This is a genomic window from Telluria sp. LT2P80, from assembly GCF_059685955.1.
This window is the reverse complement of the sequence record NZ_JCASIO010000001.1, coordinates 573,527-594,911: the sequence shown is the minus strand read 5'-3', so window position 1 is coordinate 594,911 and position 21,385 is coordinate 573,527. Positions and strand designations below refer to the sequence as shown.

Annotated in this window: 19 protein-coding genes; 8 read left to right on the top strand and 11 right to left on the bottom strand. The window is 65.8% G+C overall.

Going from position 1 to position 21,385, the window contains the following annotated elements; genetic code table 11:
* Positions 1-30: 30 nt before the first annotated feature.
* Positions 31-3,213: an ATP-binding protein gene (locus AC56LW_RS02670; protein WP_499631382.1), complete on the top strand. Its 3,183-nt coding sequence runs from the start codon at positions 31-33 to the stop codon at positions 3,211-3,213.
* 58 nt (positions 3,214-3,271) lie between these two features.
* Here AC56LW_RS02670 and AC56LW_RS02665 read toward each other — a convergent pair whose 3' ends face one another.
* The 7 genes from AC56LW_RS02665 to AC56LW_RS02635 all read right to left on the bottom strand — a co-directional run bounded on the left by AC56LW_RS02665 (position 3,272) and on the right by AC56LW_RS02635 (position 13,201).
* Positions 3,272-5,380: a hybrid sensor histidine kinase/response regulator gene (locus AC56LW_RS02665; protein ID WP_499631379.1), complete on the bottom strand. Its 2,109-nt coding sequence runs from the start codon at positions 5,378-5,380 to the stop codon at positions 3,272-3,274.
* A 209-nt stretch (positions 5,381-5,589) separates the two neighbouring features.
* Complete coding sequence (locus AC56LW_RS02660) at positions 5,590-6,204, bottom strand: response regulator (protein WP_499631376.1); 615 nt, start codon at positions 6,202-6,204, stop codon at positions 5,590-5,592.
* A gap of 91 nt (positions 6,205-6,295) precedes the next feature.
* Positions 6,296-6,841 (bottom strand): GNAT family N-acetyltransferase, encoded by a 546-nt coding sequence (locus AC56LW_RS02655; protein WP_499631373.1) that lies wholly within the window; start codon positions 6,839-6,841, stop codon positions 6,296-6,298.
* A gap of 51 nt (positions 6,842-6,892) precedes the next feature.
* Entirely contained in the window at positions 6,893-8,071 is a 1,179-nt protein-coding gene (locus AC56LW_RS02650; RefSeq protein WP_499631370.1) for a sensor histidine kinase, read from the bottom strand.
* 85 nt (positions 8,072-8,156) lie between these two features.
* The gene (locus AC56LW_RS02645; RefSeq protein WP_499631367.1) at positions 8,157-10,988 is read right to left on the bottom strand and encodes a PAS domain S-box protein; all 2,832 of its coding nucleotides are present in this window, start codon (positions 10,986-10,988) and stop codon (positions 8,157-8,159) included.
* Between the two features lie 89 nt (positions 10,989-11,077).
* The gene (locus tag AC56LW_RS02640; RefSeq protein WP_499631364.1) at positions 11,078-12,052 is read right to left on the bottom strand and encodes an IS1595 family transposase; all 975 of its coding nucleotides are present in this window, start codon (positions 12,050-12,052) and stop codon (positions 11,078-11,080) included.
* 90 nt (positions 12,053-12,142) lie between these two features.
* Positions 12,143-13,201, bottom strand: coding sequence for a transporter (locus tag AC56LW_RS02635; protein ID WP_499631361.1), 1,059 nt, complete (start codon positions 13,199-13,201; stop codon positions 12,143-12,145).
* A 231-nt stretch (positions 13,202-13,432) separates the two neighbouring features.
* On the opposite strand from AC56LW_RS02635, the gene AC56LW_RS02630 reads away from it, so the two are divergent.
* The gene (locus AC56LW_RS02630) at positions 13,433-13,672 is read left to right on the top strand and encodes a hypothetical protein (RefSeq protein WP_499631358.1); all 240 of its coding nucleotides are present in this window, start codon (positions 13,433-13,435) and stop codon (positions 13,670-13,672) included.
* 30 nt (positions 13,673-13,702) lie between these two features.
* Here AC56LW_RS02630 and cadR read toward each other — a convergent pair whose 3' ends face one another.
* A complete protein-coding gene (gene cadR / locus AC56LW_RS02625) occupies positions 13,703-14,104 on the bottom strand; it encodes a Cd(II)/Pb(II)-responsive transcriptional regulator (RefSeq protein WP_499631355.1) in 402 nt (133 codons plus the stop codon).
* 73 nt (positions 14,105-14,177) lie between these two features.
* Between cadR and AC56LW_RS02620 the strand changes: the two genes are divergently transcribed.
* Entirely contained in the window at positions 14,178-14,819 is a 642-nt protein-coding gene (locus AC56LW_RS02620) for a cation efflux transmembrane domain-containing protein (protein ID WP_332531580.1), read from the top strand.
* Here AC56LW_RS02620 and AC56LW_RS02615 read toward each other — a convergent pair.
* The 3 genes from AC56LW_RS02615 to AC56LW_RS02605 form a co-directional block, all read right to left on the bottom strand.
* A complete protein-coding gene (locus AC56LW_RS02615; protein WP_332531581.1) occupies positions 14,816-15,379 on the bottom strand; it encodes a D-glycero-alpha-D-manno-heptose-1,7-bisphosphate 7-phosphatase in 564 nt (187 codons plus the stop codon). The two genes, AC56LW_RS02620 and AC56LW_RS02615, sit on opposite strands and share 4 nt — an antisense overlap.
* A 27-nt stretch (positions 15,380-15,406) precedes the next feature.
* Positions 15,407-16,168 carry a glycosyltransferase family protein gene (locus tag AC56LW_RS02610; protein ID WP_499631350.1) on the bottom strand — a complete coding sequence of 254 codons (762 nt, stop codon included), beginning with the start codon at positions 16,166-16,168 and terminating at the stop codon, positions 15,407-15,409.
* 64 nt (positions 16,169-16,232) lie between these two features.
* Positions 16,233-17,105 carry a hypothetical protein gene (locus AC56LW_RS02605; RefSeq protein ID WP_499631347.1) on the bottom strand — a complete coding sequence of 291 codons (873 nt, stop codon included), beginning with the start codon at positions 17,103-17,105 and terminating at the stop codon, positions 16,233-16,235.
* A 286-nt stretch (positions 17,106-17,391) separates the two neighbouring features.
* On the opposite strand from AC56LW_RS02605, the gene AC56LW_RS02600 reads away from it, so the two are divergent.
* The 5 genes from AC56LW_RS02600 to AC56LW_RS02580 all read left to right on the top strand — a co-directional run bounded on the left by AC56LW_RS02600 (position 17,392) and on the right by AC56LW_RS02580 (position 21,113).
* Positions 17,392-17,706, top strand: coding sequence for a KGG domain-containing protein (locus tag AC56LW_RS02600; protein ID WP_332531584.1), 315 nt, complete (start codon positions 17,392-17,394; stop codon positions 17,704-17,706).
* Positions 17,707-17,858: 152 nt separating this feature from the next.
* Positions 17,859-18,263 (top strand): hypothetical protein, encoded by a 405-nt coding sequence (locus AC56LW_RS02595; RefSeq protein ID WP_258835121.1) that lies wholly within the window; start codon positions 17,859-17,861, stop codon positions 18,261-18,263.
* Positions 18,264-18,353: 90 nt separating this feature from the next.
* Entirely contained in the window at positions 18,354-19,475 is a 1,122-nt protein-coding gene (locus tag AC56LW_RS02590; protein ID WP_499631343.1) for a M14 family metallopeptidase, read from the top strand.
* A 4-nt stretch (positions 19,476-19,479) separates the two neighbouring features.
* Positions 19,480-19,959 carry a CYTH domain-containing protein gene (locus tag AC56LW_RS02585; protein ID WP_499631341.1) on the top strand — a complete coding sequence of 160 codons (480 nt, stop codon included), beginning with the start codon at positions 19,480-19,482 and terminating at the stop codon, positions 19,957-19,959.
* Positions 19,956-21,113: a serine hydrolase domain-containing protein gene (locus tag AC56LW_RS02580; RefSeq protein WP_499631338.1), complete on the top strand. Its 1,158-nt coding sequence runs from the start codon at positions 19,956-19,958 to the stop codon at positions 21,111-21,113. Before AC56LW_RS02585 ends, AC56LW_RS02580 begins: the two co-directional genes overlap by 4 nt.
* Positions 21,114-21,385: the final 272 nt, after the last annotated feature.

The window sequence follows — 21,385 nt, the reverse complement described above, 5'->3', positions numbered from 1 at the left end:
CAGATGATCCGCCTACCCACCGGAACCACCATGCGACGTCGATATGTCGAGTTCGCCATGCTGGCAGCAGCGCTGGTCTTTCTCGGCGCCAGCCTCGCTTATCTGCAGCTGACCGAGGTGGAGCGCCTCGAGAGCAGCGAGCGGGCCCGGTTGCTGTCGCTGACCACGCTGTTGGCCAGCAATATCCAGACCGATCTCGTGGCCACCAATGTGGCGCTCGAGGGTGTAGTGCGCGATTACCTGAGCGCCCCGGATGGCGCCGTTGCCGAGGCAGAATTGGCCGGCCGTCTGTCGGCACTGGTCGGCGCGATGCCGGGCCTGCGCACGATGATGGTGTTCGACCGCGACGGGCGGGTGCGCGCTGCCAGCCAACACGATTTGTACGGGCACGATTTTTCCCGGCGCGACTATGTGACTGCAGTGCGCCGCGCGCCTAGCAGCCGCACCCTGTACGTGGCCGAGCCGTTCCGCTCGATTCGCGGCGACCAGGTGGTGACGGTTGCGCGCATGGTGCCGGACGCTGCCGGCCGTTTCGCGGGAATGGTGCTCGCCACCCTCGATCCCGAATATTTCACCGGCCAGTTCCGCACAGCGATGTATGCGCCCGACGTCTGGGCCGTGGTGGTCCACGGTGGCGGACGGCAATTGCTGAACTATCCGCCGAAAGGAAAGATCGACGGCACCAACCTGGCGCGCCCGGGTACGTTCTACCAGCGCCACCGCAGCAGCGGCCGGGTGGCCAGCGTACTCGAAGGCCGGGTCTACACCACCGGCGAAGAGCGCGTGATGGCCATGGCCACGATTGCGCCAGCAGCGCTGGCGATGGACTATCCGCTCGTGATTGGCCTGAGCCGCGACGCCGCCGCCGTCGCCGCGCCGCTGCGGCGCCAGGCGATGACGCTGGCCGTGCTGTTCGCCGTGCTGGCAACCGGCGCCTGCGGGGCGCTGGCGGTGGTGCAGCGCAGGCGTGCGCAGTGGGCGCGCCAGGATGCCGAGCAGGCGCGTGCACGCGCTGCCATGCAGGGCGTGTATGACAGCGAAGCGCGGTTCCGCACGCTGATCGAGGATGCGCCGCTGGCCGTCGCCATCCTGCGGCACGGGCGCTTCATCTATTCCAACCCGCGCTACCGGGCCTTGCATGGCTATGGCGCGACGGACGACCTGACCGGGCTGCGCTGGCGTGCCATGATCACTGCGCCGTCGCTGGCCGGGCTGGCGCAGCACGAGGCATTGATCGAGGCCGATACCCCGGCCGAGCAGCATTTCGAGGCGATCGGCCTGGGCAAATGGGGCTCCTCCGTGCCGGTCTACAAGACCACCGCGCAGGTACGGCTGGCGGATGGCCCGGCGACCCTCGTCTTTGCGCAGGATATCTCGGCGCAAAAGAGCGCCGAGGCCGAGATGCTGCTAGCCCGCGATGCGGCCGAGGCGGCCAGCCGCAGCAAGGCCGAGTTTCTGGCCAATATGAGCCACGAGATCCGCTCGCCGCTCAATGCCGTGCTGGGTTTCGCCTATCTGCTCGAGCAGCGCGCGATCGACGCCGAAGCCCGCAGCATGGTGCGCAACATCCGCGTGTCCGGCCAGTCGCTGCTGGCCATCGTCAATGACATCCTCGACGTGTCGAAGATCGAGGCCGGGCACATGCTCATCGAGACCGCGCCGTTCTGCCTGGGCGAGTTGCTGGAGAAGGTGGCCACCAGCATGCGCATCGGCGCTGCCGGCAAGGACCTGCAGCTGATCGTCGACACGCCGCCGGCCGGCGTCGGCATCCTGCTCGGGGATGCGTTGCGGCTCGAGCAGGTGCTGCTCAATCTCACCGGCAATGCGGTCAAGTTCACACCCAACGGCCAGGTGGCGCTGCACTGCACCTTGCTGCGGCGCGACGGCGACGCCCTGGTGCTCCAGTTCAGCGTGCATGACACCGGCATCGGCATCGACCCGGCCGCCCAGGAGGCAATTTTCTCGCCATTCACCCAGGCCGACAGTTCCACTACGCGGCGCTTCGGTGGCACCGGCCTGGGGCTGACCATCTGCCGTCAGCTGGTTGCACTGATGGGCGGCGCGCTGGTCGTCGACAGCACGCCCGGACGCGGCAGCGTGTTCAGCTTCAGCCTGCCGCTGCAGGTGTCTACCGAAGCCAGTGCTACCGCCGTCTGCGCGGCTGCCACGCCCTCGGGCCAGACTCTGCGCGACGTCTGCGTGCTGGTTGTCGACGACAGCGACATCAATCGCGAGGTGGTCCAGCGCATCCTGCGCGACCAGGGCGCCGAGACCGTCTGCGTCGGCGACGGCCGGCAGGCGCTGGACTGGTTGCTGGCGCATCCTGAGCAGGCTGACGTCGTGTTGATGGACGTGCAGATGCCGGTCATGGACGGCATCGAGGCGACCCGGCAGCTGCGCCGCATGCCGCAGTTCGACGGCCTGCCGGTCATCGCACTGACTGCCGGGGCGTTCAAGGAACAGCAGGAGGCGGCGCTCGAGGCCGGCATGTGCCATGTGCTGAGCAAGCCATTCGATGTGCCGGCGATGCTCGCGCTGATTGCACGCTTGTGCGGGAGCGAGGGTGGGGGCGAGGGCGGCGGCGCGGGCGCCCTGGCCGGCCCGGCGCCGGCACAGGTCGACGACGACGCGCTCGACGTGGCTGCCGGACTCGCCCTGTGGCTGGACGGCGCGGCCTACCGCCAGTATCTGGCCCAGTTCCTCGAACTGCATGGCGACAGCGCGGCGCTGATCGGCGCCAGCCTGGCTGCCGGCCGGCCCGGCGAAGCGGCCGCGCTGGCCCACAAACTGGCCGGCGTGGCTGCCAGCCTGGCCCTGCCTGCCACGCGCGTGGCCGCGCACGAGGCCGAGCGGATGCTGTACGCCGCCATGCGCGATCCGGGCGCCGACGGTGTTGCGGTCGACCTGGCGCCATTGACGCAGGTGCTGGCGCAGGCGCGGCGCGCCATCGAGCAGTACCTTGGACCGGCGCCGGCGCCGGTAGCCTCGCCCGTGGCAGCGTCACCGGCGGTGCTGCACGCGCACCTGACCAGTCTGCTCGAAGCGCTTGACGCCGAGGCGCTGGAACAGGCCGAAGCCTGCCTGGCCACACTGGCGCCGCTGCTGCCAGCGGTGACACTCGACCGTGTGTGGAACCCGCTGCGGCGCTTCGATTTCCGCGCCGCCGAGGCCGCCGTGCGCCTGTTGACGGCGTCCGTGCCGGCAACCTTGTAAGCGCCGGGCTGCTGGCCGTCGACAAGGCGGGCAGGGCGGGCAGGGCCTGGCCGCCCCGTCAGCGCAGCGGCTGCGTCCAGCGCCGCACGAGGTCGCCCAGCTGCTCCGCCGTGAATGGCTTGCTCAGGTAATCGTCCATCCCGGCCGCCAGGCAACGTTCACGGTCGCCGTCGATGGCGCTGGCGGTCAGTGCCACCACGGCCATGCGCGGGGCGCCGGTGGCGTGTTCGCGCTGGCGCAGCTGGCGGCAGGCTTCGTAGCCGTCGAGCACCGGCATCATGCAGTCCATCAGCACCAGGTCGTAGGCGCTGGTTTCCAGCGCTGCCAGCGCGACCGCGCCATTCACTGCTTCGTCGACCCGGCAACCGAGCTTTTCAAGCAGGATGCGCAGCAGTTCGCGGTTGATCTCGGTGTCCTCGACGACGAGCACGCGCGGTGTCCCCACGGTGGTCCGCAGGCCGGATGCGCTGACGGTGTCGGGCGCCGGCGCCGATGCCAGGCTGCACGGTACGACCAGGCGGAAGCAGGCGCCGGGCCCGGTGCGCGGGACCAGGTCGATACTGCCGCCCATCAGGTCGGCCAGGCGGCGGCAGATGGCCAGTCCAAGCCCGGTGCCGCCGTACACGCGGCTGATGGTGTTGTCGGCCTGGCTGAAGGGCTGGAACAGGCGCGCTTGCGCAGCCGGCTCGATGCCGATGCCGTGATCGCTCACCTGGTACAGCAGCAGCCACCCGCCGCTCGTGTCGGGATCGCGCCGCGCCACCACGGTCAGTTCGATTGGACCGCCGCCAGCGGGGGTGAACTTGATCGCGTTGCTGAGCAAATTGCCCAGCACCTGGCCGATGCGGTCGGGGTCGGCCATGACGGCCGATGGCAGCACGCCCGGACGCAGCACGATCGCCAGGCGCTTGCGTTCTGCGCTCATGCGGTACGAGTCGACCCGCTGCGCGGCATGGCGCATTGGATCGAATGCCTGCGGCAGCAGTTCCAGGTTGCCGGACTCGACCTTTGAAAAGTCGAGGATGTCGTTGATGGTGCGCAGCAGCTCGAGCACGCTCTGGTGGACCGTGCGCGCATACGTGTCCAGCGGCGCCGGTAGCCCGGCGCCGAACAGCAGTTCGGACATGCCGACGATGCCGTTCATCGGAGTACGGATCTCGTGGCTCATCATCGCCAGGAAACGCGACTTGGCCTGGTTGGCCGCATCGGCCTGGGCCTTGAGCGCGAGCGCCTCGACCGCATCGCGCTCGCGCTGGCGCACGATGCGCAGCACCGTGCCAAAGGCCAGCGCCACGCCCAGCATGCCGGTCATCGCAATGGCGCCCAGCGGACGCAGATTGCGCCACCAGTCGCTGGTCAACAACGCTTCGGGCACGGATGCCTCGATCACCAGCGGGTAATTGCGTACGGGACGCTGCGCCACCATGCGCGCCTCGGCATCCGTGGCAGCGGCTGCTGGCTGCCGGCCGATGGCGGCGTCACGCTGCGGCCAGGAGGCCAGCAGAACCTGGTCGCTCGACAACAGCGAGATCGCCGCCTGCTGCCCGGGGCTGACAGAACGAAAGAAGTCGGTGAACGAGGCGCACGAGATGCCTACCACCGCCACGCCCGCGAAGCGGCCATCGGGCGTTTCGCGACGGCGGCTCAGGTAAAACGTCCAGGCCCCGTTGATCTTGTTGCGTACCGGACGGCTGACGTAGGGGGCGGGGTCGCGGTGCGCGCGGTGATAGACGAAATAATCGCGCTCAGCCAGGTTGATGACCGGCGTTGGCCAGGCGCGTGTGGAACTGAGCAGCGCGCCGTCGGCGCCGATGACGCTGGCCACGGCCACCTGGGGCAGGCCGCTGATCTTGTCGCTCATGGTGCGATAGAGCGCCTCGCTCCCCAGCGCCGGATCGCCGTCGTCGGCAGGCAGCGCGGCCAGGATGCTGTCGAGCGCCAGGCTGGACGAGGCCATCGATTGCGCCGTGCTCTCGGCCAGCGCCAGCGTCAGGTTGTCGAGATCGCTGGCCCAATCGTCGATTTCGCGAAAGTGCAATACCCAGGCTGAACCGGCCAGCGCGAGTGTGAGCAGCAGCACCAGGCCCGCGCAGATCATGGCGCTGACGGTACGTGTGTCCAGGCGCTGCAGTCGCTGCAGGCGCCCCCACCGTGGCACGTCGTTCATTGATGTGTCCGCACTCACCCATGCCCTCCGTCGGAATTGGTCGGCAGCCTGCGCGGGGTTCAGCGTGTGGCGTGGAAACGGCGGATCACGCGCTCGTGCCGGCTCGCCTGACAGACAACGAGTCTACATCAAAACCTTAAAATTAGTTAATTTAATTTATTTGAATTTAAAGTAATGAATATGGGGATTGCGAAGCGGGCGGGTGTCCTTTACACCGGCGCCGGCTTGCGGACGCGCTGCGCGACGTTCGCGCGCAGATAGCCGCGCAGCTCGTCGTAGTTGATTGGTTTGGGGAAGAACACGACGCCTGCCGGGACGCCGCCGCGGGCTGCCAGCTCGTCGGCAGGCAGCCCGGACAGGATGGCAATGCTGACGTCGGCCAGTTCCGGGTCGGTCATGACGGTGCGCACCACTTCGAAGCCGTCGATGCCCTCCATGACGATGTCGGCCAGCAGGATGTCGGGCGGGCGGCGGGCGATCTGCAGGAGCGCCTGGTAGCCGTTTTCGCAAAAGATGAAATCCGCTGGCAAGTCCCAGGCCGTAAACTGACGCTGGTACAGGGCGCGTTGGATGGCGTTATCCTCGATCACGAGAATGGTCGCGCGCCCGCTGGCTTCGCGCCCCATGCTTCCGGCCAGCTTGTTCTTGTAGTCCAGTACTGCCTTGAGTGGAATCCGGCGGTGCCCGCCCTGGGTCTTCCAGGCATCCAGCACGCCTGTTTCCACCAGCTGCTGCACCAGCGACACCGAGATACCGAGCATCTGCGCCGCCACCTGCGTGGTGCATACCTCGTCGGACGTTACCGCACTTTGCTTAGTTGCCACCTGAACCGCTCCCGCACTATCCGTTGCTTCAATGAGAATTCATTGAATTCGTTTTAATTGCTTGTATTGTATCGTACCGGCGCATGACCCATCAGCGCCCAAGCGCACTGGCAGGCGCGCAGTGCTTGTAGAAGAAGGTCGTTGCACACAGCGGGCCGTCGGGCAGACAGGCGAAGTCAGGGACGCTGCCGACGCGCTGCCAGCCCGACCGTGCATACAGGCGTTCGGCGGTGCTGTCAGCCGTGTCGAGTACCAGCACGCTGCGCCCTTGTGTACGCGCGGCTTCTTCGACGGCCTCCATCAACCGCCCGCCGATGCCTGCGCCACATGCCCGGCGCCGCACCAGCAGCTTGGCCACATCCGCCCGATGTTGCTGGTTGTCCGGCATGGCGGTAATCAGCTGGACGGTACCGAGAATGCCAGCCCTGTCCTGCGCCACGATCAGCGTGCGCTCGCCGCGCTCCACGCCGCCTGCGATGTCGTGCCAGTAGTCCAGCGCCGTCGTACGCGACAGCGGCAGCATGAAGCTGACCGATGCGCCGCCTTCGACGCAGTCGATCAGGACATCGGCCAGTTGCTCGCTGCAGGCGCGGGCATCGGTATGTGAAAGGGTGCGCAGCGTGATGTCATGGAGCATGAGGGTTCTCCTGGAGATCGTTGTGATGTGCCGGCCAGGTCCGGCAGTGATTCAGTCGATCATTGTCGCTCCCGGCGCCTGCCCGGCAACCAGTGTACGTGACCCGGCATGGGGACGCCCATCAATCGGGATATTGATGAAGAACGTCGTCCCGCGGTCGCCGTTGCTGTCGAGGCCAATACTGCCGCCGTGGCTTTCGGCCACGGCGCGCACATAGGGCAGGCCGATGCCCCAGCCTTGCGGATCGCCGCGCTGGGCCAGTTCGGCGCGGCGGTACATCTGGAAAATGCATTCCTGCTCGTGCGGCGGGATCGGCGGGCCGTCGTTGTGCACCGACACGAGCAGGCGTTCGTGGAGCCGGTCCACCTTGACGCTGATCGGCGTGGCAGGCGCGCCGTATTTCACGGCGTTGGAGACCAGATTCTCGAGCGCCCGTCTGAATACCTGGCGATCCCACCAGCCATCGACGGGATGTGCGTGCAGCTCGAAGCGGGACCCGTGCGCGGTGCGTGCGTCGGCCAGCACCTCGGCCACGAGTTCGTCCATCGGAAAGGTCGTGATGGTCAGCGGAATGCTCTCGCCACTATGAAACGCCATCGTATCGAGCAATTCGTCGACCATGCTGCTCATGCGCCGGGTATTGGCCAGCGCTCTGGCGGCCACCTTCTTGATCTGGTCCGGGTCATCGCTGCGCAGAATGAGTTCGAGTGCACTGACCGTGGCGCCCAGCGGGCCGCGCATATCGTGCGTGAGTGCTGCGGCGAAGCGTTCCCGGAAACCGCTGTGCACCAGCGAGAACGCTTCGACGGCTTCCTGGATGCCGGAATCGATCGATGAGTGGATCGTGTGGACTTCACGGTGATCGAGCACGACTTGTTCGCGGTGCAGCACATCGAAGATGGCCCAGCGGAAGATCTGGTACTCCTCGATCAGCGCAGTGTGATCGTACGACGTGATGCGCGCGCGCTCGCCGCCATGCTCGGCGGCGACCGTGGTGCCGTCGACGGCGGAGGTACGCGGGTAATCGGGGCTGATGCTCTGGACGATGTTCTCGTAAAACACCGGCAGCGTATCGATCAGGATCGGATGCTGGACATTGCGCGCCTGCGCAACGCGTTCGCGCACGCGTGCTTCCCATGTCGCGAAAACGGCCCCGCGCAGGCCCAGCATCCGCTGTGCATTGGCCGATAGGTGGTCGGAACTGGCTTGCTGGTCGCTGGCGAAACTCACTGGAGGCTGTCCCTTCGATGGTGGCGTGCGTCTTGACGTCCGGCCATCTTACGCCTGGGCACGGACACATGCCGTACGATTGTGGTCAAGCCGGCATGGCTCCCGGGTCCGGCGCGAGTGTGTCGAGCAGCGCCAGCAAATAGGGAATGTCGACCGGCTTGACCAGGTGGCGCGAAAACCCGGCGGCCTGCGAGGCGGCCACGTCCTGCGGCTGTCCATAGCCGCTGAGCGCCACCATGACCGCGCCCGCCAGACGCGGCGCGGCGCGCAGCCGGCGCGCAAGCTGGTAGCCGTCCATGTCGGGCAGGCCGATATCGAGCAGGCAGACATCGAACGCCTCGGATTCGGTCCGCAGCAGCGCGCCATGGGGCGATTCCTCGACCTGCACTGTGTGGCCCACGGCCGCGAGCACCATGCCCAGCGACTCGGCGGCGTCGCGGTTGTCGTCGACGATCAGGATGCGCAGCGCCGTGTGCGAAGCCAGTGCGCTGTCATCGTGCGTGGCGGCCACGGGACCGGCCCCGCCCGGGCCCACCGGCAAGGTAACGGCAAAGCAGCTGCCGCGGCCAGGACCGTCGCTATGCGCCTCGACCCTGCCGCCGTGCAGCGTGACCATGCTGCGCACCAGGGCCAGCCCCAGGCCCAGCCCGCCCTGCGCCCGGTCGGGCGTGCGCCGGGCTTGCGTGAACAGCTCGAAGATGTCGGGCAGCAGGCTGGCGTCGATGCCGATCCCGTTGTCCCTGACCGACAGGGTCACGCAGTCGGTAGCGGCGTCGGCCTGGGCAAACACGGTGATCTCGCCGCCATCCGGCGTGTACTTGGCCGCGTTGCCCAGCAGGTTGGTCATCACCTGCACCAGCCGCTTGCGGTCGCCCGTGACGGTGACATTGGCCGCACCCAGGCGCGTGGCGAGCGTGTGGCCCTTTTTTTCGATGAGCGGGCGCGCCTGCTCGATGGCGCTGTGGATGACAGTCTTGAGATCGACCGGCAGGCGCTCGAGTTCGACCAGGCCGCGCGTGACGCGTGAGACGTCGAGCAGATCGTCCACCAGCTCGACCATGTGCCGCACCTGGCGGCCGATCACGTCGGCCGCATGCGCCGTGCGCTTCGGATCGAGGCTTGAGAGCTTGAGCATCTGGGCAGCGGTGCTGATCGGGGCCAGAGGATTGCGCAGCTCATGCGCGAGCATCGCCAGGAATTCATCCTTGCGCGCATTGGCGGCCTTGAGCTCTTCGGCGGCCAGCCGGTGGTCGTGCATGTCGGTGACCGTGCCCATCCAGCGGATGATGGCGCCGGCCTCGTCGCGCACCGGCAACGCGCGGTTGAGCACCCAGCGGTAGTCGCCGCTGTGATGGCGCAGCCGGTGCTCGATCTCGAACAGCGCGCCGCTGGCCAGGCTGGCCATCCACTGCGTCCGCAGCGCCGACAAGTCGTCGGGATGGATGGCGCGGGTCCAGCCGCTGCCGGCCAGCGCCTGGCCCGACATTCCCGTGAATTCGCACCAGCGCCGGTTTGCGTAATCGTTGGTGCCATCGGGCAGGCCCGACCACACCATCTGCGGCATCGCTTCGGTCATCGTGCGGAACTTGTTTTCGCTCTCGCGCAGCGCCCGCTGCACCTGCACCTGCGCCGTCATGTCCATCGACGCGGCCACGGCGCCGGTGATATTGCCGGCGTGGTCACGGATCGGTGCGGCCCGGGTGAGCAGGGTATGCCGCTCATGCGGCCGCCCGAATGGTTCGATCTCGACGAGGTCGGCGTCGACCTGCTCGCCGCGCAGCGCGCGCACCAGCGACCAGTCGCGGGCCTGGACCTGCTGGCCATGGCGCGGCGAACCGTCGGCCCACCAGCCGCGCCAGTCGCCATAGCCTTCCGGACTGGTGGTCATGGGATGCTCGCCCCACAGCACGTGCATCATCGGATTGGCCGACGAGAGCGCACCGTGGGCGTCGGCGTAGACGATGCCCACGGGTGCCGAACTGAGCAGGGCATCGAGACGCCGCCGGTCGGCCTCGGCCTGGGCGAGGGCGGCGCGCGCGGCCGCTTCGCTCGCCTGCAGGGCGCGCTCGGCATTCTTCTGGTTGCTGATGTCGGTAAATAGCAGCGCCACACGGCGCCGGGTCGGGTGCGCGATGCGGCTGGCGTAGACGGTGAACCAGCGCTCCATTGCTTCGGAGCCTTGCTCGAAGCGGCGTGGCACGCCGCTGCGGGCAATATCGTCATAGATGTCGATCCAGCTCTGTTCGATGCCGGGTACCAGCGCGCGCGCCGTCTGGCCGACACTGTCGACCAGACCGGTGTGGCGCGCAAAGGCGGGGTTGGCTTCGACGAACAGATAATCAACTGCCTTGCCGTTGGCATCGTCGATCATCTCGATCATGCCGAAGCCTTCGTCCATCGTGTCGAACAGCGCGTGGTGGGTTTGCTCGAGGCGCTGGCGCAGCAGGTGGTTGTGCGTGACGCCGTTGACGATGGCGAGCACGCCGCGCACGCCGCCTTCGTCCTCGATCGGGCTGTAGCCGTAGGTCCACCAGATATCTTCACGCCGGCCATGGCGCGTGAGCGGGATCAGCCGGTCGTCATGCCAGGCTGCGGGGCCACCAGCCATGATGCGCTCGATCTCGGGGCCGATCAGGTCCCAGGCTTCTGCCCAGCAGATCCGGCCAGGCTGAGCCAGCGCGGATGGATGGCGTTCGGGGCCGAGGGTCTGGCGGTAGCTGTCGTTGTAGAACTGGATCAGCTCGTCGCCCCACCAGATGAACATCGGGTGATTGCTCGACAACATGACGCGGACCATGGTCTTGAGCGCCATGGGCCAGGTGTCGGGCGGCCCCAGCGGGGTCGTCTGCCAGTCGTGAGCGCGCATCAGGGTGCCCATCTCGCCGCCGCCGGCCAGGAAGCTGAAAGGTGAATTCAAGGGGATCGATGGTGGCATGTACGAACAGACAAGATACGGGCTGGCTGCGCAATCCGCAATGCCAATGGCGCGCGGCAATCATGGCGCAGTCAACGTAATCTGTTGATGACGCCGATAGCAATGCTTAGCAATTGTTCTGCGGAACTAATTCGCCCGCCGTCCAATGCCCAGCGCCAACCCAGATAATTGGGCAAATAGCGTGACGCAACACCATGAAAGCCCGATAGCCAGTCCTTGAAGCGCTGGTGATAGGCATTCACGTTCTGGACGTGGATGGCGCGGCTGCCCGAATGCCTGACCCTGACGCCGGCGCGCAGGTTGACCGCCTCGTGTGCAATCCTGTGCTTGCGTGCAAAGACCCGATAGGCAGCATGGCTGTCGCTGACCATCAGCGCCTGCGGATCGAGCCTGGGGAGCAAATCGCGCTCGAGTTGGGCGGCGGTCAGTGCACCGCGGCCGGTGACGGCATCGATTGTGCGGCCATTACGATCGCGCGCCACCAGGATGCAATCGAGCTGCGTTGAAATGCCACGCTTGGTGGCATGCCCGCCGCGCCGGCGTGGCGGGCGATCGAGCGTGCGCGATCCTTTTTGTGATTCGAGCAGGAACGTCTCGTCAGCCTCAACGATGCCATTCAGGGATGCGGGCCGGTCGAACTTGACCCAGTCGAGGAAGCGGTGGCGCCACCGGAAGGCGGTATTGCGGTGCACGCCAACCCGGTCTGCACCCTTGCGCACCGACAGTGAGTCGAGCAGCACCTGGGAATACGCGAGCCACTTGGCCTTGAGCCTGAGCCGTGCCAGCGGTGTGCCGCTCAGGTCGTTGAATGTGCGCCCGCAAGCGCAGCAGCGAAAGCGCTGCAGATCGTTGGCGAAGCCATGTCGGTGGCAGCGCCCGTTGCCACAGCTGGGACAGCAGCGGCCAGGCGCTCTGGCCTGGGCGATCAGCGCCACCACCTGGGCGAGGCCGGCCGCAGGATGCAAGGCGTCGAGCACTTGCCGGCGCTGTGGCTGATTCAGCGATGGCAGCCTGGCGAACCAGCGTTTGAAACGTGGCGCTTTCATGATCGACTCCTGGCGTTGGGAACAGGAGTTCGACCACCGGGCTGCTCATCAGTTCAAAGCTCCCCTCTATTTAACGTTGACTGCGCCCAATCATGTGTTGCGTTGAAGGCGCAGCAGCAACCACGCCGCCACCGTTGTGAAGGTCGCAATCAGTCCGCACACGATCCAGAAGCCGTGGCCGTTTTCAGCCAGCGGCACGCCGCCCACGTTCATGCCGAGCAGACCCGCGATCAGGTTGATTGGCAGCGCCATCACCGTCACGATCGTCAGCAGGTACAGGCTGCGCGCATTGTCTTCGTTGACGCGCGCGGCGATTTCTTCCTGCAGCAGCTTGATGCGTTCCTGCAGTGCGGCCAGGTCGCTCAGCACCACGGTGAATTCTTCGGTGGCCTGGCGCAGGTCTTGCAGGTCGTCGCCATCGACCCAGACCGGCGGGCGCTGCAGCAGCCGGAACAGCGCGGCCGGTTCCGGCGCCAGCAGGCGCTGCAGCCGTACCAGCACGCGCCGCAAGGTGCCCAGGTCTTCGCGCTGGCGTGTCAGGCGTCCGGCCAGCAGGCGGTCTTCGATGGTGTCGACGCGCGTCACTGCATCGCGCACGATGTTCACCAGCACGTCGGCCTGGTCGCGCAGCAGGTGCACCAGCAACTCGCTCGACGAGCGCAGCGGCGCGCCCTGCAAGACATCCTGGCGCAGGCGCTCGATCGAGGCCAGCGGCTTGCGGCGCGCGCTGATGACGGCATGCGGCGTGACGTGGGCCCACAAGGTCGAGATCTCGGCGCTGTCGAGCGAAAAGCCGTGCAGCACATCATTGACGACGGCGATCAGCGCGTTATCGGCGATCTCGATGCGCGTCGAGCGCGAGCCCTGGTGCAGCGTGGCGAAGAACTCGTCGGCCAGGCCGGCATGCTGGCGCAGCCACCGTTCGCTGGCCGTGTTCGACAGGTTGAAGTGCAGCCAGATGAACTGGCCAGGCTGCGGCGCGGCCATCCAGCGCAGGGCGTCGGCTGCGCCGATGGGGATGGCGGTGGGCGCGGCGGCAGGCACGGCGGCAGGCACGGCGGTTGCGCCCGGGTCGATCAGGAATCCCCACACCAGGCCCGAATTGTCGGAGCCGTAATTGAAGCCAGATACCGCGTCAGATACCGCCATCTGCTGTCCAGGTTGAATCAACAAGGGGCAATTGTAGAGCCATCGGCGTGCGCCATGTGCAACATCCGACGCCATGCGGGCCCGGTACTGCGATGTCATCAAGCTGAAATACAGGGTCGCTAAGATCGGCGCTGTGTCTCTCTCTCGCGTGATCCCGAAGGATTTTGCGTTGTTCCGTCGGCGTCGGTGTCGACGGAGTTTTTTGTGCTGGTGCCCAACGAAAGAAATCAGATGCAAGCCTCAAAGATTGATCGCCGCTATGCGGGCCTGCCGTACATGCAGTCGAACCCCTACGCGGACGCCACCCACATCGTGCGCCAGGGCATGCAGATCCAGGCCAGCCTGGGCACACTCAGTGCCGTCGAATTTCTCAAGCAGCATGGCGTGCATGGCGCCGTGATCCACCGCGTGCTGATGGGCGAGCACGTACGCATGGACGACCAGCTCGTGATCGAGGATCCACGCATGTAATTGATGGACGGTGGCGACCGCCGCGCCCTCTCACGCGGGGTCGGTCAGCTCGCGCAGGATTGCGCACTGGCCAGCGGTCTGCACCGAGTCGCAACGTGCGCGCACGGTCGACAGGGCGGTGCGCAGCTGCTGCAGCTCGGTGATCTGGCGATCGATTTCGGATAGCTGATGGTCGACCAGCGCGTTGACGCCGCTGCATGAGCGCTCCGGCTGGTCCTGGTAGCCCAGCAGCGTGGCGATTTCTGCCAGAGACATGCCCAGCGCCCGGCAGCGCCGGATGAAATGCAGCCGCTCGGCGTGGCTCGCATCGTAGACCCGGTAGTTCGCCTGCGAACGCACCGGTGGCGGCAACAGCCCCTTCAGTTCATAGAACCGCACCGTTTCAGACTGACACCCCGTCAGTTTCGCCAGTTCACCAATTCGCATCTTCATCCACCTTGACGTTTGCATTGACCTTGTAGTCACTACAGGGATTCTAATGCATCCATTGTCTTTGGAGGTGCGTATGTCGTCATGCTGTTCAGGATCGTGCAGTTCTGCTGCCCCGCCGCCCGACGGGCGCTACCGCAAGGTGCTGTGGGCGGCCCTTGTCATCAACTTCATCATGTTTGGCGTCGAGATCGTCAGCAGCCTGGCGGCCGGTTCGGTGTCGCTGCTGGCGGACTCCGTCGACTTTCTGGGCGATGCCGCCAACTACGGTGTTTCGCTGTTCGTGCTGGGGCTGGCGGTCGTGTGGCGCTCGCGCGCGGCCTATGCCAAGGGCCTCGTGATGGGGGCGTTTGGCCTCCTGGTGCTGGGCCGGGCATTGTGGCTCGGCACGGGTGGACAGGTGCCGCATGCCCAGACCATGGGCGTGGTCAGCGTGCTGGCGTTCGCGGCCAATGGCGCGGTGGCGGCATTGCTGTACGCGTTCCGCAACGGCGACGCGAACATGCGCTCGGTCTGGCTGTGCACGCGCAACGACATGATCGGCAACGTGGCTGTCATGCTCGCGGCCCTCGGTGTGTTCGGCACCGGGGCCGGCTGGCCCGACATCGCGGTGGCGTCGATCATGGCGCTGCTGGGGCTGCATGCAGCGCGCGACATCATCCTGCAGGCGCGGGGCGAGTTGCGCCAGGGCGCAGGCGCTGGTGTGCCCGCCCGCTAGCACGGGTCGCCATGCCCGGCGATCAGCATGGCCGCGTGGTACAGGTCGGGTGCGATGCGCGTGGGCAGCCGGCGCGGACCCAGGCGCCATTCGGTTTCGTTGCCGTTGTCGATCAGCAGCGTGCGGCAGCCAGCGCGGTTGCCGGCTTCGACATCGTGCAGGATGTCGCCGATCATCCACGATGCGCGCAGGTCGATGTCATGCTCGTGCGCGGCGCGCAGCAGCATGCCCGGCGACGGTTTGCGACAGGTGCAGGCATGGGCATAGTTGCTGACGGTGCCCAGCGGATGGTGCGGGCAATAATAAAAACCGTCGAGCGTGAGCTGCTCGCGAAACAGCAGGTCGCGCAAGCGGTCGGACATCGGCGTCATCGCGTCTTCGCCAAAGCAGCCGTGCGCAATGCCGGACTGGTTGGCAACGACGAACAGCCGGTAGTCCAGGCCGGACAGCAGCCGCAGCGCGGGCCCGGCGCCGTTGACCAGGCGGATGCAGCGCGGCTCTGCAGCAAAGGGCATGTCGTCGACCAGCGTGCCGTCGTTGTCGAGGAAGATGGCTTTCATGCGGCGCCTTTCACGGTGCGGTGATGGTCATTGGAACGCCGGCTTGTGTAGCGTGGCCAAGTCGGCAAGGTGTGTGCAAGCGGCGTCAACCGTCATCAGCGCCAGGCGAGGAGAGCGTTGCAGCCGGGCCAGGCATGCCGCCAGCGCTTCGGCGTCATGTAGCGGGAGGACGGCGCCGGTAAGACCGTTACATACCGCGCCGCGTCCGCTGCTGACGGCGCCGCCGGCGCTCCCGGCATCTGCCGCGCGCCAAGGCGTGCTGACCAGCACATTGGCCGCCGCATGGCAGTCGCGCAGGACGTTCATTGGCGCGGCAGTCAGAAAGCGCACATGCGGTTTCATGGCCAGTGCGCGCACCAATTCGCGTAGTCGGGCAAGTTCGGCATCTGCTGTTGCATCGCCATCGGCCACAGCGCTCGCGGCGACGAGCAGCATTACATCGACGCCATGTCGCTGACGCAGCCTGGCAACGCCCAGGATCACGGTATCGATGCCGACGCAAGGTGTGAGGCGACGCGCATCCAGCGTGAGGGCGAGCACAACAAAGCATGTCGGACCGATGGCCAACTGGCGCCGCGCGAGGTCGCGGCCCGTGTCGTTGTCAAAGGGATGCAGCGTCATGCGCGCGCCAACGAGTGGCGCGGCGGCAGGCAGGAAGCGTCGTGCATCGCTGACATGGAGGTCTCCGCTGGTGATGCGCCACCGCGCAAGGGCGGCGATGGCGAGCGGTTCGACTGCTGTTTGAATGGTCCGGTTCCAGCGGGGCCGGGCGCATTGGAGCTGCGTCAAGCGCAATGCAAAACGGGGCACCGAAGGCGCCCCGTTGGGTTTTTACTGACCTGCACTTACGCGATTACTGTCGCGAAAAGCCCGTGTCGTCATCCATCTTGCGATCGCCTGCAAGCTTGTTCGCGCCGCCCGGGCTGCGCGGATAGCCGCCTGCTGCGTCGTTCGATTCATGTACCGGATTCGGTTCAGCGTTCATGCTGCCGCCGGTCTGGTAACCCTCGCCCTCGGTGCGCGGGCCGCTGTTGCCGCCACTGCGCGGCAGGCCACCGGCCAGATCGTTGGACTGGTGGAACTCATCAGCTGGCACCTCGCGGCGGGTCTCGCCCGTCTGCGAGCCTTGGCGGTCGGTGCTTTCCTGGATCTTGCTCGAGCTGGCGTCCTGGGTATCGGCGCGGTTTTCACCGTTGGCATTGTCCACGCTCTGGCGGTTGCCGTAGATGTCGCCATGCTGCACACCGGGCACGCCGGCTTCGGTACCGCGGGCATGACGATCTTCGGTGCCAGTGCCGGGGACGATGCCGGTGTCCACGCCCGTGCCAATGGTGGTACCGCCGGCATGCGCTGGCTGGACGGACGCCGGTGCGTTCGGGTTATCGGTATTGCGCGTCTCTCCCTGGCGATTGCCCACTGGCTCGTTCAACTGACCCCACTCAGCGGAATGCGCTTCCATCGCGCGCTGGTGGCTGTCGATCGTGCCCTGTTGCGCGCCGGTGGTGGCCAGCTGGCCTTGCGATGCGCTCGGCAGGTCAGGTTGCGCCATGCCGGTGCCCGATGGGGTGCGCTGTTCGCTGGCACCGTCGCGCGTGTTGCCCTTGGCATCCTGATTCCACTTTTCGTTGGCGCCATTGTTGGTCTGGTTATTCACTTCGCTACGCTGGTTCGCATCCATGGTCGTCTCCTGTGCATTGGTGAACTGGCAGGTCGGTGCCTGCCACATGGGTCCATCATGCGCGCATCAACGGCCGCACAGAATAGGAAGACGTAGGGGGTGCGTGTAGGACTGCTGCTGACCGTGAAATTTACTACCGAAACTTTAATTTCGTAACTGCACTAATTCTCACGTGTTGTCCTACAAAGTCATCTGGACTACTCCTATAGCGGTCGTCGGATTGCATGCCTATCATGGGATTTGGGCTCATCGTCGCCATTCTGGTGTCGGCAGGCCTCAGCCTGCCGCAGGACGCGGCGGTTTCCAACAGTGTACGTATGGGAGCAACCTCATCATGGCCTCAAACAATCAAGGGAACAAGCAATCGGGCGCGGCCGGCAATAGTCAGAGCGCCGGTGGCACGCGCAACCGTGGCTTCGCATCGATGGATCCGGCACGCCAGCGCGAAATCGCCAGCCAGGGTGGCAAGGCCGCCCATGCCAAGGGGACGGCGCATGAATTCACATCCGAAGAAGCCCGCCGCGCAGGCAGCCTGAGCCATGGCAACCGCCAGTCGGCCAGCGCCAGCGACATGGTGCGCACGTCATCCACGGCCGGCAACCGCCAGAGCGCCGGGAGCGGCAGCCGCAGCGGCGGCGCCAAGGAATAATCTGCAGGTTGCCGCCGGCGCGCCGGCGCAGTCATCGACGGGGAGCCACATGCTCCCCGTTTTGCTGTCCGGTGGCGCAAACTGCCCAAAAGGCCGGGGGGATGCGGTAGAATCGCAGCGCCTTTTTCAACCTTCCCCCAAGGATCAACGTCGTGAAACCAGCGGTCATTCGTCAAGTCAAGAGCCTGTCCATGTCCTGCGACCGGGTTGGTAACCTGTTGCTGACCAAGTTCTCCACCATCGGTGCGAGCGATGTCGCCGTCCACATTCCGGCCAACGTCGTGTTCTGGTTGCTCAAGCACCTGCCGGTCAACAAGGATCCGCAACTCAAGGCGCCGCCGGCCGGCCCGGTAATCGGTGAGGCCGACTGGCAAAACCCGAACACGCCGCGCGTCCAGTACGTCAACTGCAAAGAGCTGCCAGGCATGATCCGCATGACCTTTGCCCTCGAGACCAAGCCGGACCTGACCGTCGTGCTCGATCGCGGCAATGTCGAGCTGATGCGTCAGATCATGGCGATGTACACGAAGGACCTGATCGACCTCGACGCGCAGTAAACAACCATCTGTCCGGGGGTCTTGCCGGGCTGGTGCCCGGCGCTCCGTCACCCAGCGCCGCCTTCCACGGCGGGCCATGAAAGGATCACCATGTCCATCAAGATCAGCACGATGTTCGACGCCGGATCGATCGATGTCGTCAACGCCGAGCATCCGTCCCGGATCGACCTGAACCTGCGCGCCGACTCGCACGCCGACATCCACCAGTGGTTTCATTTTCGCCTGCAGGGCGCGCGCGACCAGGCGGTGACGATGCGCTTTTTGAATGCCGGCCAGGCCACGTACCCAAAGGGGTTCGAGGATTACCAGGCGGTGGCCAGCTATGACCTCGACAACTGGTTCCGCGTGCCGACCACGTTCGATGGCCAGGTGATGACGATCGAGCACACGCCGGAAACGGACAGCATCTACTACGCCTACTTCGAGCCATACAGCTGGGAACGCCACCTGCGCCTGCTGGGCGAAGTGGCCGAGAACCCGATCGCGCGCGTGGTCGACCTCGGCAGCACGGTCGAAGGGCGCGACATGAACCTGGTCGTGATCGGCAATCCGCAGGCCGAGAAAAAGATCTGGGTCATCGCGCGCCAGCACCCGGGCGAATCGATGGCCGAATGGTTCGTCGAAGGCATGATGGATGCGCTGCTCGACAGCGCCAACCCCGTCTCGCGCACGCTGCTGCAGCGCGCCGTGTTCTACATCGTGCCGAACATGAATCCGGACGGTTCGGTGCGCGGCAACCTGCGCACGAATGCCGCCGGCGCCAACCTGAATCGCGAGTGGATGAACCCGTCGCTCGAGCGCAGTCCCGAAGTATTGTGCGTAAAGCAGAAGATCGAAGAAGTCGGCATCGACATGTTCTTCGACATCCATGGCGACGAAGCGCTGCCGTACAACTTCGTGGCTGGCTGCGAAATGCTGGCCGACTTCACGGCCGAACGGGCAATGGAGCAAACCGCCTTCATCGACCGCTACATCGCCTGCAGCCCGGACTTCCAGAAAGAATTCGGTTACGCCGCCAGCAAGTACAACGACGAACTGCTCACGCTGGCGTCGAAGTATGTTGGCCACCACTACAAATGCCTGTCCCTGACGCTGGAAATGCCGTTCAAAGACAATGCCAATCTGCCCGACGCGCACACCGGCTGGAACGGCGCGCGCAGCGCGGGCCTGGGCGCCGCCATGCTGCAGCCAATCCTGCAAGCGCTGGGCTGACGCGATGGGCATCGAGATCGAACGCAAGTTCCTGCTGGCAGGTGATGGCTGGCGCACGCTGGGCACGGCCACGCTGCTGCGCCAGGGCTATCTGTGCGCCGACCCGACGCGCACGGTGCGCGTGCGCATCGAGGGCGAGCAGGGCGTCCTGACCATCAAGAGCAAGAGCGAAGGCGCCTCGCGCGGCGAGTGGGAATATCCGATCCTGCTGATTGAAGCCGCCGAACTGCTCGAGCGCCTGTGCGAGCGGCCCCTGGTCGAAAAGACCCGGCACCGCATCGAGCATGCTGGTTTTACCTGGGAAGTCGATGAATTCCTGGGCGAGAACGCGGGCCTGGTTGTGGCCGAAATCGAACTGCCGTCAGAGGACGCCGTGTTCGACAAGCCCGACTGGATCGGGCAGGAAGTCACTGGCGAAAAACGCTATTACAACTCGAGCCTGATCAAGGCGCCATATTCCACCTGGACCGATACCCCGACATGACCCATCGCGCGCGCCGCAGCGTTCTCGCACTCTCCATTGTCACCGCATTGAGCCTGGCGCTGCCGGCCACGCCGACGCTTGCAGCCGACGCCGCTTACTTCCCGCCCGCCGGGGAGTGGGCCCGCAAGGACCCCGCCGCGCTGGGCATGGATCCGGTGGCGCTGGCAGCTGCCATCGCGTTCGCACAATCGCGCGAGACCGAGCGGCCGCTCGACCTGTCCGACCAGGAAGCGATTTTCGGAACGCGCCTTGGCTCGATGCCGACCAAACGCGCTGCGACCAATGGCGTGGTGATCTACAAGGGTTACGTCGTGGCCGAGTTCGGCGACACGCGCTTTGTCGATCCGACCTACTCGGTGGCCAAGAGCATGCTGGCCACGGTGGCGGGCGTGGCAGTGCGGGAAGGGCGCCTGCAGGTCGACGAGCCGGTGGCGCAGCGCGTCGCCGACGGCGGCTACGCGACGCCGCACAACGCGGCCGTGACGTGGAAACAGCATCTGCAGCAAGAGTCCGAATGGGACGGCGAGCTGTGGGGCAAGCACAGCAACTTCATCGGCAAGGCCGCCTTCGGCAAGGGCGAAAAGAAACCGCGCGCCATCAAGACCCCGGGCACGTTCTACGAATACAACGACACGCGCGTGAACCGCCTGGCGCTGTCGCTGCTGCGCGTATTTGGCCAGTCGGTGCCGGACGTGTTCCAGCAGCAGGTCATGGACCCGATCGGCGCCTCGTCGACCTGGAAATGGGTCCCGTACCACAACAGCTACGTCGAACTGAACGGCAAGCAGGTGGCCTCGGTCAGCGGTGGCACGCGCTGGGGTGGCGGCATGTGGATCGACAGCTGGGACATGGCGCGCTTCGGCTACCTGTGGCTGCGCCAGGGCAACTGGGCGGGCAAGCAGATCCTGCCGCCGGCCTACGTCACGGCGGCGCTCACGCCGAGCGCAAACGGTCCGGACTATGGTTACCTGTGGTGGCTCAATACAAAAGGCAAGAATCTGCCGGGCATGCCGGCCACGACGTTTGCTGCGCTGGGTGCGGGCAGCAACGATATCGTCGTCTCGCCCGAGCACGACCTGGTCATCGTCTGGCGCTGGCATGCAGGCAATGCCGCCGAATTCGCCACGCGCGTGGTGGGGGCGATCCGAAAATAGAGGTTTGCCCGGCTGCCGATCAGCATCAAAGCAGCATGAATTTAGTCGTGAATCCGTAGTAACCCAGTAGTAACCCGGCAGCCATGCAAAGGTCTTTTAACCGCGTGGCTGCATCCCTATTTTCGTACAAACACCGTTGTCCAATTGTGCGGGGCAAAAGGGGGTTTGAGTGATATTCTTTTGCCACTAAATACAATCGCGATGCGGCGACGCGTGTCCCGACTGTGATGTGAAGGTGATGATGTCATCTTCCCGTCCAGTCAAGCTCAAGC

Bases quoted from the DNA above. Each gene is read 5' to 3' on its own strand.
- AC56LW_RS02655 (WP_499631373.1), bottom strand. From the start codon at position 6,841: ATGCTCCATGACATCACGCTGCGCACCCTTTCACATACCGATGCCCGC.
- AC56LW_RS02590 (WP_499631343.1), top strand. From the start codon at position 18,354: ATGTCCATCAAGATCAGCACGATGTTCGACGCCGGATCGATCGATGTC.
- AC56LW_RS02635 (WP_499631361.1), bottom strand. From the start codon at position 13,201: ATGGCGGTATCTGACGCGGTATCTGGCTTCAATTACGGCTCCGACAAT.
- cadR (WP_499631355.1), bottom strand. From the start codon at position 14,104: ATGAAGATGCGAATTGGTGAACTGGCGAAACTGACGGGGTGTCAGTCT.
- AC56LW_RS02585 (WP_499631341.1), top strand. From the start codon at position 19,480: ATGGGCATCGAGATCGAACGCAAGTTCCTGCTGGCAGGTGATGGCTGG.
- AC56LW_RS02615 (WP_332531581.1), bottom strand. From the start codon at position 15,379: ATGAAAGCCATCTTCCTCGACAACGACGGCACGCTGGTCGACGACATG.
- AC56LW_RS02600 (WP_332531584.1), top strand. From the start codon at position 17,392: ATGGCCTCAAACAATCAAGGGAACAAGCAATCGGGCGCGGCCGGCAAT.
- AC56LW_RS02605 (WP_499631347.1), bottom strand. From the start codon at position 17,105: ATGTGGCAGGCACCGACCTGCCAGTTCACCAATGCACAGGAGACGACC.
- AC56LW_RS02630 (WP_499631358.1), top strand. From the start codon at position 13,433: ATGCAAGCCTCAAAGATTGATCGCCGCTATGCGGGCCTGCCGTACATG.
- AC56LW_RS02665 (WP_499631379.1), bottom strand. From the start codon at position 5,380: ATGAACGACGTGCCACGGTGGGGGCGCCTGCAGCGACTGCAGCGCCTG.
- AC56LW_RS02640 (WP_499631364.1), bottom strand. From the start codon at position 12,052: ATGAAAGCGCCACGTTTCAAACGCTGGTTCGCCAGGCTGCCATCGCTG.
- AC56LW_RS02670 (WP_499631382.1), top strand. From the start codon at position 31: ATGCGACGTCGATATGTCGAGTTCGCCATGCTGGCAGCAGCGCTGGTC.
- AC56LW_RS02580 (WP_499631338.1), top strand. From the start codon at position 19,956: ATGACCCATCGCGCGCGCCGCAGCGTTCTCGCACTCTCCATTGTCACC.
- AC56LW_RS02620 (WP_332531580.1), top strand. From the start codon at position 14,178: ATGTCGTCATGCTGTTCAGGATCGTGCAGTTCTGCTGCCCCGCCGCCC.